Consider the following 13,441-nt stretch of genomic DNA (forward strand, 5'->3'; position numbering starts at 1 on the left):
GGCACATATCTTGCTCACAGGTGAATACAGATGGAAAAATCGCTGACATCCGGCCTTAAGGTGTCATTCTGCCCCCAGCCGGAACAGACCCCCGCATCCCGAACTGGCCCGGCCGCCAATGCTGCGAGGGCTCGGCGTTCCGTGAATTCGAAGGTACGTATCCCGATCTCCGACGAATAGATACAAAGCCCTGCTGCCCAAGGCATTGTTGGGGCCGGGCTCCATACCGTCGGCAAACCGCTCGTAAGCCTCCGGATCGCGTTCGATCATTGACTGCGTTGGCGTCCAGTGCGGCCATTCGACCTTTCGGCGGATCGTATAGGTGCCGGGTTCATAGAGATCGCCCTTGGCAATCGCCACCCCGTATCGCATCGCGGTGCCACCTTCCTCGATATGGTACAGATAGCGCGCGATCGCATCGACGTGAATGTCACCCGGGCGCAAACCGTCATTCGCCAAAACGCGTTGCGGCAGCAGCCTGGGATGCAGCCCCCATGGGTTGGTTGTTGCCGGGTCATAGTTGGCGGGCGTGATCTGCGCATCCCAAGCTGCTTTTTCGGCTGTTGACGGCCAGGTCTTAGCGAATGCTGGCGAACTCAGAGAAGCTGAAAACAGCGAGCCGGAAAGTGCAAGGAAGTGTCGTCTTGTAACCATGAAGCGAAGCCCTTTGTTTGTTTTCGATGAATGCGGGACGATTCAAGAAACGTCCGCGACCCCATGCCACCGAACCTTTTGATGTCTTGCGATCGCGACCAACCAGAGGCAAGCAAGGACACCGCTTAGGATCGCGTTCCAACTCGCCATGGACAACGTCAGAAATTCCCAGACAACCTCACTGCACAGAACAAGATTGGACGCATTTGAACTGGCAGAGGGCAGCAATTCCGATACCGACATTTGGGAAACATCGAGGCCGGATCCCGTGCAAGAAGTCGGTCCCTCCCACCAGCCGCGCTCGACACCGGTATGAAACACTCCCAACGCGGATGTGCTGAGTTCCGACAGGGCACCGATTATCAGGATTGGCAAAATCGGCAGAGCAAAGAGCAACAGAGCGCCCATTCCAATGGCGATTGCGTGTGGGTAGCGTTGCCAGATGCACATTGCGCAAGGCGCGTAGCCAAGAGCCTGGAAAACGAAGGCCCCTAACAGCAAGGCGGCTGATCCTGCCGCCGCAGTCATGCCGAGAGATTTTGGTGTCAGGGTCAATGAACGCTCCCGTTGGCAATCGATGGACCTGTTTCTCGCTTGTCAGGTTACGTAAACGGCAGAAGGGCTGTTATCATTCAGAGATTTGTAACGGTATGTATCCGTCGCGACCCTCAGCCGACTCTGATCCACGTTGCCATACCGTCGGCCTGGTGGCTCAACATGTGGCAATGCAGCATCCACGATCCCGGATTGTCCAGGACGACGAGAATATCCCGCGTCTCGCCGGTATCCAGATAGGTCGAGTCCCGGTATGGACCGGCTTCACCCGCCGCATCGAGTTCCCAGAAATGGTGGCCATGCAGATGCATGACGTGTGGGAACCCGGTTTCGTTGCGGATCGAAATGCGCGCGGTCGTCCCCTGCGCGGCGGATAGGAAAGGCCTTCGAGGCAGGCCGGATACGTCATTGAGCGCCCATGTCCCTGTGCCGTTGTGGGACGCGCTTCCCGCACCTCCCTGGAGCACCAGCTCCGCGGTTTGGCCGGGGTCTTTCGGGGCGGGCATTCGGTTGGCGGGCAATGCGGTGATGGGCGCTTTCGCGGGCTCACGGGAACCGGAAACAGCGATTTCGCCAAGGCTCAACGTCTGTTCTCCAAAGCTGTCGTCGAATCTAATAGGCCCGGTCGCATCACCAATCACATCGCATCTTTGCCCCGGAGCGAGAAGGATCGGTTCGAGCGTCCGAGGATGCGCCAGAGGCATGCCATCCAGTGCAACGATCTTGCCTATCAAACCATCCAGGCCGACACGGTGCACCCTGTCGATAGAGGGATTTATGAGACGCAGTCGCAGACGGTCGCCTCGTTTCACAGTCTTGCCGGTTCCATTGAAAACAAGTGCCGTGACCGTATTGCCGATACGGCCCTCGGTTGCGAAATGGGCCGGGTTGAACGCTTCGTCGTACTGCCCGGACTGATCCAGCAAGACATCGAAGAACTGAACAACGATGTCATGGTCGACAGCCGGCGCATTTTGCTCCTCGACGATGAAGGCGCCGAAAAGACCGCGGCTGACCTGATCGTAAGACAGGTAATGCGAGTGATACCAATACGTGCCGGCATCCGGGACGCCGAATTGATAACGATACGAGTCGCCCGGAATGACCACATCCTGAGTGAGGACGTTGACACCATCCATCCGATTTGGAACCCGCAACCCATGCCAGTGAACGAGAGCGCCCTCCTCCAATCGGTTATCGAGGGTAATGCGGGCGGTTTGTCCTTGTCGCATTCTGACTTCTGGGCCCGGCAGACCACCGTTGAAGCCCAACATCGACACGTCGTACCCAGCAAGGTGCGCCTTGATCGATTGGGGCGCGAGGATCAACTCGTGTGTCGCTGCTGGCAAGCGGGTACCAGCCAGCGCAACGGTCATCCCGCCAAGGAAAGACCTCCGGCTCAAAGACAATTCCGTCACCTCATGAATGATAGACTGGCTTTCGCCAACTGCCGCACTTGTGCCATTTCCGGAAGAGGAACTTCAAGGCGACAGAACACTCCTCACGCCGTTGTCACTTTGGGATACAGGAAGACGCGGGCGCCGATTTCAACGCGTTCGTACAGATTCTTCACATGTTCATTCGTCAACCGCGCGCATCCATTCGACACGGCAGACCCAATTGTCTCCGGGGCGTTCGTTCCATGAATGCGAAGATAGGTATCGCGTCCCTCGGCATCGTAGAGATAGAGCGCGCGGGCCCCGAGCGGGTTGTTTGGCCCGCCTTTCAGTCCATCCTTGTACTTTGCGTATTTGCGTGGCTCGCGCCGGATCATGGCGTTCGTTGGCCGCCACCATGGCCATTTGGCCTTGCGCGCTACCGTGAACTCTCCGGGTTCGTACAAACCTTTGCGCCCTACCCCGACCCCGTAGCGGATCGCCATCCCGTCCTCGAGCATGAAATAAAGGAAAAAATCGTCGGGAACGACGTGGACATCGCCTTTAACCCAGTCACCACGACGGGTGTTTACCAATTGTGGTTCGAACCGTTCGGGCAATTTGACTTTGTGGGCCCAGGCAGTTGTGGGCAGAAAGCAACCCATCGCTCCGGCACAAATCAATTCTCGTCTCGTGAAATTCTGCATGGCGCGATCTCCTCGGACCCATGAAAATTCAGTGCGCGTCAGGGGCAAAGAAAAGAAGCCGTGAACCGGGGCAAACGACGCGCCTTTGTTGCCTTGAAACTACGAAAATTCGTGCTTTTGGAACTCTCCAGCGCTGGAATGTTGTTGTTTTACAGAGAACTGCAAGGAGGTGACTGGAAATGCACTACTCACGATTCTTTATGATGATCGGAACATCGACCGTGGTCATGTTCGTTCTGATGTACCTGAACACCTATCTTTGGGGCCATATCTTCTTTTCGGAGACACGCCTTTACATGGCCATCCTGATGGGGGCGACCATGGCCGTGATCATGTTGGCGTACATGTTGTCCATGTATCAGAACACCAAAGCCAACATCGCGATTTTCGTTGGCGCAATAGTCCTTTTCGCGGCGAGCCTCTGGCTGGTTCGCGGGCAATTCACGGTGCAGGACAGGTCCTACATGCGCGCCATGATCCCGCACCACTCGATCGCCATCATGACGTCGACTCGTGCCGAGATCACCGACCCGCGCGTCCGGGGGCTCGCAGACGACATTATCTATGCGCAGGACAAGGAAATCGCCGAAATGCGCTACCTTATTGCTGACATTGGAGCAAACGGCGAAGCATCGGCCACGCGAAGCGAAACGCCGGCGCAGGTTGTGGATGCGCAACAGGCGCTTCAAACGGAGGTCGTGTCGAAGGTCGATCCTGAGTTTCTGACGGAAGACGAAATCGCTGCGGTGTTCCCGAATGGCGGAAATTGCCGCTTTGCTTACACCTCGGACAGTCCGGCTGTACTGGTGACTGGTGAAACCGGCGAAGGGTCTGCCGCCGCAATGAAGATCAGCGGTGATCTGGTGCGCCTGAATGCGCAGGGCGAAAATGCATTTTCTGAAGGCCCGCTGTCGGCCGAGATCGCAGAGACGAACGGTGACCTGACCGATCTGATCGTCAGCGCGGGAACCGACTACGAAGCCGGGTTCCGTGGTCAACTTACGTGCAGCGGATAAGGAGGAAAGGACATGCCCCGCGACACAGACAGTAAATCCGCGCAGCTTTATCGCATGGTCATGCCGGGCCATGTCTGCCCCTACGGTCTGAAATCGAAAGACCTGCTGGAGCGGCAAGGCTTCGAGGTGGAAGACCATCCGCTTGACACCCGTGAAGACACCGATGCTTTCATGGAGAAGCACGGGGTCGAGACGACGCCGCAGACTTTCATCGGGGACGAACGGATCGGCGGTTACGATGATCTCAGGGTGTTTTTCGACATTGACCCACCCGAGGAAGAGCAAAGCGACACGACCTACCAGCCGGTCATCGCGATCTTTTCCGTTGCCGCGCTGTTGGCATTGGGCCTGTCTTGGCACCAGTACGGGTCGGTCCTTACCTTGCGGGGGTTCGAATGGTTCATTTCGCTGTCCATGACCATTCTCGCGATCCAGAAATTGCAGGATGTCGAAGGGTTTTCGACGATGTTCCTCAACTACGATCTGCTGGCGCGCAAATGGGTGCGATACGGCAAGGTCTACCCGTTCGGCGAAGCGTTGGCAGGTGTCCTGATGACTGCCGGCGCGCTGCTGTGGCTCTCGGCGCCTGTCGCCCTGTTTATCGGCACGGTAGGCGCTGTCAGCGTGTTCAAGGCTGTTTATATCGACAAGAGAGAGCTGAAATGCGCCTGCGTCGGCGGTGACAGTTCCGTCCCGCTGGGGTTCATTTCGCTGACGGAAAACCTGATGATGATCTTCATGGGTATCTGGATGCCGGTCCGCGCGATCTGGTTCTGAGGTACAGCCCCTTCTTGCCTGTCACTTGGCCAACCGCTCCGGCGACAGATCCTCGATGATGGGGCAGTCGGGCCGGTGATCCCCGGCACATTTTTCCACCAGTTCGGCGAGCGTCGCGCGCATGGATTGCAGTTTCGCGATCTTTTCCTCGATCTGGCGCAGATGGTCTTCCGCAACCGCCTTCACTTGCATGCTTTCGCGGTTTTCATCCTCGTAGAGCGACAGGAGCGTCCTGCAATCTTCGATGGTGAACCCCAAGGCCCGTGCGCGACCCAGAAACGCCAGCTTGTGAACATGGTTCTCGGTGAACGCGCGATAGCCGTTCTCGCTACGGTTCGGGCGGATCAGACCGATGTCCTCGTAGTAGCGGATCGTCTTGGCGGGCACACCCGATTGTCGGGCAACGTCTCCGATGTTCATGTCGGACCTCCGTTATTCTGCTGGAGCAGGAGTGGCGGCTGCCATCTCTGCCGGGATTGCGCGCTGCTCGTCCATCGCAGGCGCGATGCGCCGCAGCCGCAGGGCATTGGTCAGGACAAACACCGAGGACAACGCCATCGCACCCGCCGCAAGGATTGGTGACAGGAGCAACCCAAAGGCCGGATAGAGCACCCCGGCAGCGACCGGAATAAGTGCCACGTTGTAGGCAAAGGCCCAGAACAGGTTCTGCCGGATGTTGCGCATGGTCCGCCGCGATACTTCGAAGGCGTTCACCACGCCGCGCAAATCGCCCGACATCAGGACGACATCCGCAGATTCGATGGCCACATCGGTGCCGGTTCCAATGGCGATGCCCACATCGGCATGCGCCAGCGCCGGGGCGTCGTTGATCCCGTCGCCGACAAAGGCGATGCGCTTGCCGCCCTCGCGCAAACTGTTGAGCGCCGCGACCTTGCCGTCTGGCAGAACGCCGGCGACGACATGGTCGATGCCGGTTTCGCGGGCGATGGCTTCGGCGGTTTCGCGTTTGTCCCCGGTGATCATCGCAACCGCAAGACCCTTTTCGTGCAGCGCTGCGATGGCTGCGCGGCTTGCCGGTTTGACCGGATCGGCGACGCCGATCACGGCGGCGATACGTCCATCTATGGCAGCGTAAAGCGCCGTCCGACCCTTGCTCGCGATCTTCGTTTCCTCTGGTGCCAATGCCGAGATGTCAATGCCTTCCCGCGTCATGTAGCGGTCGGCCCCAACCAACACCTCCGCGCCTTCGACCAAGGCGCGCACGCCGTAACCGGTGACCGACTGGAAACCTTCGGCCCCCACAAGCGGGGCGCCGTCGCCCCGGGCGGCGCGGACGATGGCGTCCGCGACAGGATGCTCGGAGAGCGACTCCACGGCGGCGATCTTCGAGAGCGTTGTTGAACGATCGAACCCTTCCGCCAGCACAAGGTCAGTCAGTGCGGGTCGCCCCTCGGTCACCGTGCCTGTCTTGTCGAGGGCGACCACATCAACGGAATCAAGTAGCTGCAAGGCGTCGCCCTTGCGGAACAGGACGCCCATTTCCGCAGCACGTCCCGTCCCGACCATGATCGAGGTCGGCGTCGCAAGCCCCATCGCGCAGGGGCACGCGATGATGAGCACCGACACACCGGCGACCAGCGCCATCGTCAGGGCCGGATCAGGCCCGAAAAACAGCCAGACCAGCACGGTCGCCGCCGCGATCGCCATCACGGCAGGCACGAACCACAAGGTGATCCGGTCGACCAATCCCTGGATCGGCAGTTTGGCGCCCTGGGCCTCTTCGACCATGCGAATAATCTGCGCCAGGGTCGTGTCGGCGCCGACCCGCGTGGCGAGGAACTGCAGGCTTCCGGCGCCGTTGACCGTCCCGCCGGTCACCGTATCTCCGGCACCTTTTTCAGCGGGGATCGGCTCGCCTGTCAGCATGCTTTCGTCGACGCGGCTGGTCCCCTCGATGACCTCGCCATCGACCGCGATGCGTTCACCAGGGCGCACGATGACGATGTCACCCTGAACCAGCGCATCGATCTCGATCTCGACGCTTTCTCCGTCCCGCATCACGCGTGCAGTCCGCGCCTGAAGCCCTAATAGCTTCTGGATGGCCGCGCCCGTTCTCCCCTTGGCGCGCGCTTCAAGAAACCGCCCCAGAAGGATCAGAACGACGATGACCGCTGCCGCCTCGAAATAGACGGTGCGCAGCGTGTCAGGCAGGACCGACGGTACGAATGTCGCAACCACGGAATAAAGGTAAGCCGCCCCGGTGCCGACCGCGACGAGGCTGTTCATGTCGGGGGCACCCCGGAACAAGGCCGGGAAACCCTTGGTGTAAAACGTCCGGCCCGGGCCGAAGAGAACGATTGTCGTGAGAACGAATTGAAGAAGCCAACTCGTCTGCTGACCAATCGTGGTCTCGATAAGCATATGAACGGCCGGAATGACGTGGCCACCCATCTCGATCAAAAAGACCGGCAAGGCGAGGATGGCTGCAAAGGTGACCCGTTTGGCAAGCGCCTGAGCCTCTTCCTCCTTGCGCGCAACCCTGTCGTCACCGGCTTGGGCCGTTGCCACGGTTGCTGGATACCCTGCCGCGCCGCTTGCATTTACCAGATCGGATGTCGTGACAAGACCTTCGACGTAAACCACCGTCGCCGTCTCGGAGGCGAGGTTGACGTTCACCTCGACCACTCCAGGCACCGCGGAAAGCGCCTTGTCGACCCGCCCGACGCAAGAGGCACAGGACATGGCTGCAATCGTGAGTTCGGCCTTGGCCGTCCGCGCGGGGTAGCCCAGCTCGCGAAGGGTTTCGATGATTTCCGGAACGCGCTTGAGCGCGTCCACGCTCATACGCGCGGTTTCGGATGCAAGATTCACCGACACATCCTCTACGCCGTCGATTGCATTCAATGCGCGGTCGACCCTGCCAACGCAGGACGCACATGACATGCCTTCGATCGGCAGGCTGATCTGTTTGGGTTCGGGCATATGTGTCACCTGTTTTTCCATTCGAAGTGGAATATGAGGCTTCCAGTTACTGGAGGGTCAATGGGAGGGCGCCAAATAAATTTCTTCACTTGACCTTCCAGCGGGGGGAAGCCCCATGTCACCGACAGAAATCAGATCAAGGAGTGGTTCCGATGAAGTTCAGCGTTCCGGACATGAGCTGTGGACATTGCACCGCAGCAATCGAAAGCGCGGTGAAGAGCGCAGATCCGAATGCAGGCGTAGAATGTGACCTTTCTGCCCGACATGTGCGTGTCGCCAGCGTGTTACCAGCCGATCAAGTCCTAGCGATCATTCGGGATGCGGGCTACAACGTGGAACCTGCGGCCGCTTGATGCAGTGCCTGGACCACCCAAGGGCGGTCCGGGCACAGAATTTCAGTCTTCGACTTTGCGGGCTTCCTCGACCAAGTCGACAAGCTGCGCCTTTTCGACGAAGCCCGGGACCAGCGCGTCACCGATCACGAAAGACGGCGTGCCGTTAAAGCCCAGAGCTTGGGTCAGTTGCATGGATGTCGCAATGTGCTCTTCGACCTCGGGGGCCTCCATGTCCTTGCGCAACTGTGCGATATCCAGGCCGATCTCCTCGGCAACGCGCAGCACGGAGGCCTCTTCCGCGCGGCCTTCCAGCCCCATCATCGCCCAGTGAAACTCTTCGTATTTGTCCTGCTTGCGCGCTGCCAAGGCCGCTTTCGCGGCGAACACCGATCCGTCTCCGAGAATGGGCCATTCACGATAGACGAGGCGAATGTTTGGATCGTCTTCGATCAAAGCCCGCACCTCGGGTTTGACCCGCCGACAATAAGGACAGTTGTAGTCGAAAAATTCCACAACGGTGACGTCCCCTTCCGCGTTGCCGAGAACCGGCGCATTCGGATCGTTCTCGATCAGATCGCGCTGGTCATTCAGAACTTGGGCCTGACTGAGCTCCTGCGCTTGCGCCTGCCTTTGTTCAAGGATGGCGACGGCCTCCATGACAATCTCCGGGTTCTCGCGGATTGCTTCCAGCACAAGTTCCTTGACCCGGGACTCTGACAGTTCGTCGGCGAGTGCCGGTAGCGGAAGCAAGGCAGCTATCGCGACCGTCGTGAAGGCTTGTCTGAAACGCATTTTAGTTCTCTCCCCGTTGTTCGTCGGCTTCTGTCCGCGCGGCCTGGACTTCGCGGATGCGATCTGGCCAGGTGGACCGGATGAAGGCCAGGATGTTGTGAATTCGCTGGTCGGTCAGCACGTCTGCGAAACCGGGCATGCCACTGTCGAATTCGACGCCCTGACGCGCCAGAAGCGTTGCACCCCCCAGTTTTGTGTAATCGAAGAGCAGGCTGTCAGGATGATGCCAGGTGTGACCCGTCTCATCATGCGGTGGTGCTGGCAGGCGCCCATCCGCGCCCGGCGTTCGCCATTCCGGCTGGCCTTCCAGATCCGCGCCATGACAAGACGCGCAGTTTTCTGCGTAGAGCAACGCGCCTTCTTCGATGTCGTAGCTCTCCGCCTTGGACGCGCTGCCGACATCCGAGGATGCACTGGTCGAGAGCCAATACGTGAAGGCGGCTGCTGCGACAGTGATCGGAACGGACCAAACGAGATACCTCATGTGACCCGTATCCAGGTTGTCATGCCGGACGCGGCGTGGCTGAGCATGTGGCAATGGAACAGCCACTTGCCGGGATTGTCTGCCGTAAAGGCGATCTCCCGGGACTCGTTGCCGGCCAACAGGATCGTGTCCCGCATCGGCCCGAACGCGCCGTCGGGGCGCAGCTCACGGAAATGCATCCCGTGCAGGTGCATCGCATGTGGGAACACGGTCTGGTTCTCGATCTTCAAGCGCACCGGCTCGTTCAGGGATAGATCGGCCAGTGGCGTGTCGGTCATATCGGCGACATCATTCAGGGCCCAGAATTTGCCCGCTTGGGCAAGCTGACGGAATCCAAGACGTTCCCCACCGAGCAACGCGGACTGCATCCGCCCCATTGCACCGCCGGACATGACCAGTCGCAAATCTCGCGCATCGGCAAGGTCCGGGGCGTTTGCTGCGGGGTTCGGCGGCAACGGCAGTGGCTTGCCTCTTGGTACTGAACTGGCTGTGCCGTCGATCGGAAAACTCACGAGCGGGGTCGGTTGATCGTCATCGCCGATGCGCAGCAAATGGGCCACGCCGCCTTCGTCTTCGGTCACATCGACAATTAAGTCGACGCGCTGTGCCGGGCCGAGGATCAACTCGCCGTCAATCTGCTGGGGTTGGCCGATTGGCATTCCATCGACGGCCACCCTCCAGCCACTCAACCCCGAGAGCGTCAGCGGGAAAATCCGCGCGCTTGCTGCGTTGATGATCCGCAAGCGAATGCGTTCGTTGCGCTTCGCGGACAAGGTCAGGTCATAGCGCCCATTGGTCGTGATAAAGTTGCCGATGCGTCCACCGTGGCTCATCATCATAGGCTGCTCGAAATTGTCGAAAAGCTGCCCGCTTTCGGGATCGAGCAACCAGTCCTCCAGAACGATGACTTCCTCGCGGTCGATGTCCGGTCCATTGGCCTCTTCGACGATCAAAGCACCGCGCAAACCACGCGCGACCTGCTCGTATGAGCGATTATGCGCGTGGTACCAATAGGTCCCGGCGTCCGGTACGACGAAGTCGTAGTCAAAGGTTTCACCAGGTGCCACGGGCTCTTGGGTCAGCCCTGAAACGCCATCCATCGCGTTATCGATCCGGATTCCGTGCCAGTGAACCGAACTGGGATCGGGTACCTCGTTGCGGAACCTGCGGCGCACCCGATCGCCTTGAGCGACCCGGATTTCCGGGGCCGGAACAAGGCCGTCATAGCCCCAGATCTCTGTTTCCGGGTAGGTGTCCGGAAGAAGCTGTTGACGTGCAACCTTGGCAACCACGTCCTCGAACGGGGTTGCGGCAAAAGCCGACCGCGGGATGGCCGCCGCGCAGGCCGCCAGTGTTGCATGGCGCAAGAAATCCCGACGTGTTTGTCTCATTTCGATCCTCGAGAAAGCGGGGGCTTGTTGCCCCCGCGTGGTGTTAGTTCGACGCGGGGTTCTCCGCCTCGACCGTGTCCTTGTTCAGCAGGAAAAGCGCCATCGCTTCGCGATCGGCAGGTGTCAGAAACCGAGTTCCCTCGCGAACCACTTCCGCCATGCTGCCGCCGAAAGCATCGCCCGAAGGGATGATGCCGGTCTGGAGCGCATAAGCGAGGTTTGAAACCGTCCAGTCATTTTTGGCCAGGTCTTTTGGCCGTATCGCGGGTGCCTTGCTGCCACCGGGAAGCTGGGCGTTGCCTGCAAAGGAAGCACCGATATCGCGACCTCCTGCAAGATTGCGCGGCGTATGGCAGGCTCCGCAATGTGCCGCACCGCGCACCAATTCCCGTCCGCGATTCCATGCGCCGCTTCGCCCTTCAACCGGTTCGGTATCCGGATCGTAGAAGAACGCCGCTCGCCAGAGCTTCAGCCCCCATCGTTGATCGAATGGGAAGCTGACATCGTTTTCTGGTGCAGGTTCGTCCACGGGCGGCACGGTTTGAAACGCCGCCCAGAGGTCAGCGATATCCTGGTCAGAAAAATCCGCATAGAACGTATATGGGAAAGATGGATAGTAGGGCGTTCCATCGGGGCCGATCCCCTGCCGCACGGCTTTTGCGAACTGTTCTGCCGTCCATTCGCCCATGCCATGTTCGGGGTCGGTCGTCAGGTTGGGCGGATAGAACGTTCCGAACGGGGTTTCGAGCGGCGCCCCTCCGGCAAGTGGTGCGCCGCCCGCTTCAAAATTGGTATGACAGGCAATGCACCCACTGGCGCGCGCCAAATATGCGCCCCGGTCGACATTGCCCTCTGTTGCAATCGGAGTCACTGCACTGCCGACAGGCCATGCAATCACCACGCCGAGGCCGGCCGCGCCCAGCACGGCGACCCCGGTGACGAGTTTCAAAAACCGGCGCATGGTTAGTCTTCTTCCGCCCGGAAGCGTTCATGGCATGCGGAACAGACCTGTGTCGTCATCGCGAATGCCGCGTCGGCGGGCATTTCGGCAATGGCGGCAGCATCCATCATGCCGCCGCTGCCCATCATCGTGCTCCCGCCCATCATGGTTGTATCGCTTCCCATCATGGATCCGCCGCCCATCATCGAGGCGCCATCCGTGGAGGTATTGCCGCCCATGCCGCCTAGCCCATTGTCGGCTGCGCGTTTCAGGCCTTCAGAGTATTCTTCCAGCTGATTTGCCAGTGCTGCGAAGCGGTCCCAATCGGTCCACACTTCGTCTTTGGCTTCCGAGGGCATGCCACCTGTGCCCTCTGGGAACAGCTTTGTCATGCTCTCACCGGCGTGCTGCTGGAACAGGCGCGCTGCATCGCCCACTATTTCTGCGTCATAGGCCGTTTCGCCCCGCATCATCGGGGCTACGGTTTTGACTGCCTTTCCCATGGCGGCCATGGCATCCATGCGTTCCTTTACGATGCCCGTGGCACCGCTATGCGCAAATGCCGCGACCGCGGTTCCTGCAATCAACACTGCCGCTGCGATAGTCGTCTTTTTCATGTCTTCGATCCTTTAATGGGTCTGCTCTAAGAGGGGTGTGAAATCAGACCCACTTCCGTGGGGGTGGAGGATCGCTGTCGGGGCGCAATTCGGTTCGTTGGGTCGCGCCGTCTTGCATGACGGCGTTCATAAAATGAGGCTCGTAAACCACCGTTTCTGGGAACAACAACGCTGCCGGAACAGAACAGTCGAGTCCCGGATGACAGTGACCAGAGGTCTCGCTCGTAGATGGCCCCACATTTTCATGACTGTGTGATTCTTGCGCCAAAGACGCTCTATCATGGAACGCTGGTGCCTCAGGGACACCGAGAACCACAAGGAACAGGCCAAAAACGATCGACAGGATCCATCTGTTCGTCTTCGACCAACGCATCAGTTGATCCCGTTGGCCCGCTGTAGTTCTCGGACATAGGCAGCCACCATCTTGACGTCTCCTTGGGTCAGCCCCTCGATCTTGGGCATATTACCGAATTTCCAGTGATGCGCACGCACGCCATTTTGAGCGGCCAGAACAAAGGCCATGTCTGAATGGTGGCTCGGCTCGTAAATCTTGTGCACAAGAGGCGGGGCAATCCCGTTTTGTCCCGCTGCGTTTGCTCCATGGCACTCGGAACACTTAGCCTCGAATATGGTTTTCCCAATCGTGGCTTGCTCCGAGAATTCTGCCGGCAGTTGGACCTGAACGATTGGGTCGCCTGCTTCTATGCTACTCGTGTCAGGAGGCGTCATGGAATGACCCATCGCTGTATCTTCCGCAGAATCTTCCGCAGAAATGAACTGCCAAGTTGCAACTCCCCCGCCAGCTATAACTACGGCTCCAATAAGCGCGGTCAATTTGTCCATGCCTGTATCTT

General features: G+C 59.4%; 15 protein-coding genes. 3 read left to right on the top strand and 12 right to left on the bottom strand.

The window, feature by feature from the left end:
- Positions 1–63 precede the first annotated feature (63 nt).
- From SHM7688_RS05640 to SHM7688_RS19335, 4 genes are all read right to left on the bottom strand, one after another.
- Positions 64–654 (bottom strand): L,D-transpeptidase, encoded by a 591-nt coding sequence (locus SHM7688_RS05640; protein ID WP_058239065.1) that lies wholly within the window; start codon positions 652–654, stop codon positions 64–66.
- 42 nt (positions 655–696) lie between these two features.
- A complete protein-coding gene (locus SHM7688_RS05645) occupies positions 697–1,209 on the bottom strand; it encodes a disulfide bond formation protein B (RefSeq protein ID WP_442416241.1) in 513 nt (170 codons plus the stop codon).
- 113 nt (positions 1,210–1,322) lie between these two features.
- Entirely contained in the window at positions 1,323–2,585 is a 1,263-nt protein-coding gene (locus SHM7688_RS05650; RefSeq protein WP_058239066.1) for a multicopper oxidase family protein, read from the bottom strand.
- 125 nt (positions 2,586–2,710) lie between these two features.
- The gene (locus SHM7688_RS19335; RefSeq protein ID WP_082204816.1) at positions 2,711–3,292 is read right to left on the bottom strand and encodes a L,D-transpeptidase; all 582 of its coding nucleotides are present in this window, start codon (positions 3,290–3,292) and stop codon (positions 2,711–2,713) included.
- Between the two features lie 179 nt (positions 3,293–3,471).
- On the opposite strand from SHM7688_RS19335, the gene SHM7688_RS05660 reads away from it, so the two are divergent.
- Together SHM7688_RS05660 and SHM7688_RS05665 are read left to right on the top strand one after the other, a co-directional pair.
- On the top strand, positions 3,472–4,308 hold the full coding sequence (locus SHM7688_RS05660) for a DUF305 domain-containing protein (protein WP_012187184.1): 837 nt from the start codon (positions 3,472–3,474) through the stop codon (positions 4,306–4,308).
- 12 nt (positions 4,309–4,320) lie between these two features.
- Positions 4,321–5,085 carry a MauE/DoxX family redox-associated membrane protein gene (locus tag SHM7688_RS05665; protein WP_012187037.1) on the top strand — a complete coding sequence of 255 codons (765 nt, stop codon included), beginning with the start codon at positions 4,321–4,323 and terminating at the stop codon, positions 5,083–5,085.
- A gap of 21 nt (positions 5,086–5,106) precedes the next feature.
- Here SHM7688_RS05665 and cueR read toward each other — a convergent pair whose 3' ends face one another.
- The gene (gene cueR, locus SHM7688_RS05670) at positions 5,107–5,505 is read right to left on the bottom strand and encodes a Cu(I)-responsive transcriptional regulator (RefSeq protein WP_038008399.1); all 399 of its coding nucleotides are present in this window, start codon (positions 5,503–5,505) and stop codon (positions 5,107–5,109) included.
- 12 nt (positions 5,506–5,517) lie between these two features.
- A complete protein-coding gene (locus SHM7688_RS05675; RefSeq protein WP_058239123.1) occupies positions 5,518–8,028 on the bottom strand; it encodes a heavy metal translocating P-type ATPase in 2,511 nt (836 codons plus the stop codon).
- A 152-nt stretch (positions 8,029–8,180) separates the two neighbouring features.
- Here SHM7688_RS05675 and SHM7688_RS05680 point away from each other — a divergent pair, with 152 nt between their 5' ends.
- Positions 8,181–8,381 (top strand): heavy-metal-associated domain-containing protein, encoded by a 201-nt coding sequence (locus SHM7688_RS05680; protein ID WP_058239067.1) that lies wholly within the window; start codon positions 8,181–8,183, stop codon positions 8,379–8,381.
- A 42-nt stretch (positions 8,382–8,423) separates the two neighbouring features.
- Here SHM7688_RS05680 and SHM7688_RS05685 read toward each other — a convergent pair whose 3' ends face one another.
- The 6 genes from SHM7688_RS05685 to SHM7688_RS05710 form a co-directional block, all read right to left on the bottom strand.
- Positions 8,424–9,155 carry a DsbA family protein gene (locus SHM7688_RS05685; RefSeq protein ID WP_040182558.1) on the bottom strand — a complete coding sequence of 244 codons (732 nt, stop codon included), beginning with the start codon at positions 9,153–9,155 and terminating at the stop codon, positions 8,424–8,426.
- 1 nt (position 9,156) lies between these two features.
- Positions 9,157–9,639: a c-type cytochrome gene (locus SHM7688_RS05690; protein WP_058239068.1), complete on the bottom strand. Its 483-nt coding sequence runs from the start codon at positions 9,637–9,639 to the stop codon at positions 9,157–9,159.
- Positions 9,636–11,030, bottom strand: a complete 1,395-nt coding sequence (locus tag SHM7688_RS05695; RefSeq protein WP_058239069.1) for a multicopper oxidase family protein — start codon at positions 11,028–11,030, stop codon at positions 9,636–9,638. The genes SHM7688_RS05690 and SHM7688_RS05695 overlap by 4 nt, the downstream gene beginning before the upstream one ends.
- Before the next feature lie 43 nt (positions 11,031–11,073).
- Positions 11,074–11,991, bottom strand: a complete 918-nt coding sequence (locus SHM7688_RS05700; protein ID WP_040182554.1) for a c-type cytochrome — start codon at positions 11,989–11,991, stop codon at positions 11,074–11,076.
- Between the two features lie 2 nt (positions 11,992–11,993).
- A complete protein-coding gene (locus SHM7688_RS05705; protein ID WP_040182553.1) occupies positions 11,994–12,587 on the bottom strand; it encodes a c-type cytochrome in 594 nt (197 codons plus the stop codon).
- A 372-nt stretch (positions 12,588–12,959) separates the two neighbouring features.
- Entirely contained in the window at positions 12,960–13,430 is a 471-nt protein-coding gene (locus SHM7688_RS05710) for a c-type cytochrome (RefSeq protein WP_046212138.1), read from the bottom strand.
- Positions 13,431–13,441 lie beyond the last annotated feature (11 nt).

The organism is Shimia marina (assembly GCF_001458175.1).
Taxonomy (GTDB): Bacteria; Pseudomonadota; Alphaproteobacteria; order Rhodobacterales; family Rhodobacteraceae; genus Shimia; species Shimia marina.